Raw genomic sequence first — 1318 nt, forward strand, 5'->3', positions numbered from 1 at the left:
TGGTCGTTGTTTGAGAACTGCACAGTGGACGCGAGCATCTGTGGCCAAGTTTTTAAGGGCGCACGGTGGATGCCTTGGCACCAGGAACCGATGAAGGACGTGGGAGGCCACGATAGTCCCCGGGGAGTCGTCAACCAGGCTTTGATCCGGGGGTTTCCGAATGGGGAAACCCGGCAGTCGTCATGGGCTGTCACCCTTGCCTGAACACATAGGGCAAGTGGAGGGAACGCGGGGAAGTGAAACATCTCAGTACCCGCAGGAAGAGAAAACAACCGTGATTCCGGGAGTAGTGGCGAGCGAAACCGGATGAGGCCAAACCGTATGCGTGTGAGACCCGGCAGGGGTTGCGCATGCGGGGTTGTGGGATCTCTCTTCTGTTGTCTGCCGGCAACAGGACGAGTCAGAAACCGTTGATGTAGACGAAGGACATGCGAAAGGTCCGGCGTAGAGGGTAAGACCCCCGTAGTTGAAACATCAGCGGCTCGTTTGAGAGACACCCAAGTAGCACGGGGCCCGAGAAATCCCGTGTGAATCTGGCGGGACCACCCGCTAAGCCTAAATATTCCCTGGTGACCGATAGCGGATAGTACCGTGAGGGAATGGTGAAAAGTACCGCGGGAGCGGAGTGAAATAGTACCTGAAACCGTGTGCCTACAAGCCGTGGGAGCGTCGGAATGTGCTTGCACATTCTCGTGACTGCGTGCCTTTTGAAGAATGAGCCTGCGAGTTTGCGGTGTGTTGCGAGGTTAACCCGTGTGGGGAAGCCGTAGCGAAAGCGAGTCCGAATAGGGCGTTTCAGTAGCACGCTCAAGACCCGAAGCGGAGTGATCTAGCCATGGGCAGGTTGAAGCGGAGGTAAGACTTCGTGGAGGACCGAACCCACCAGGGTTGAAAACCTGGGGGATGACCTGTGGTTAGGGGTGAAAGGCCAATCAAACTCCGTGATAGCTGGTTCTCCCCGAAATGCATTTAGGTGCAGCGTCGTGTGTTTCTTGCCGGAGGTAGAGCACTGGATAGGCGATGGGCCCTACCGGGTTACTGACCTTAGCCAAACTCCGAATGCCGGTAAGTGAGAGCGCGGCAGTGAGACTGTGGGGGATAAGCTCCATGGTCGAGAGGGAAACAGCCCAGAGCATCGACTAAGGCCCCTAAGCGTACGCTAAGTGGGAAAGGATGTGGAGTCGCACAGACAACCAGGAGGTTGGCTTAGAAGCAGCCACCCTTGAAAGAGTGCGTAATAGCTCACTGGTCTAGTGATTCCGCGCCGACAATGTAGCGGGGCTCAAGCGTACCGCCGAAGTCGTGTCATTGCAGCAAT

Annotated in this window: 1 rRNA gene (cut by a window edge); it reads left to right on the top strand. The window is 56.5% G+C overall.

What is annotated here, in order from left to right:
• Positions 1-42: 42 nt before the first annotated feature.
• A 23S ribosomal RNA gene (locus ABZ876_RS39005) occupies positions 43-1318 on the top strand; it runs 1489 nt beyond the window's last position.

Source organism: Streptomyces sp. NPDC046931 (assembly GCF_040644655.1).
Classification (GTDB): domain Bacteria; phylum Actinomycetota; class Actinomycetes; order Streptomycetales; family Streptomycetaceae; genus Streptomyces.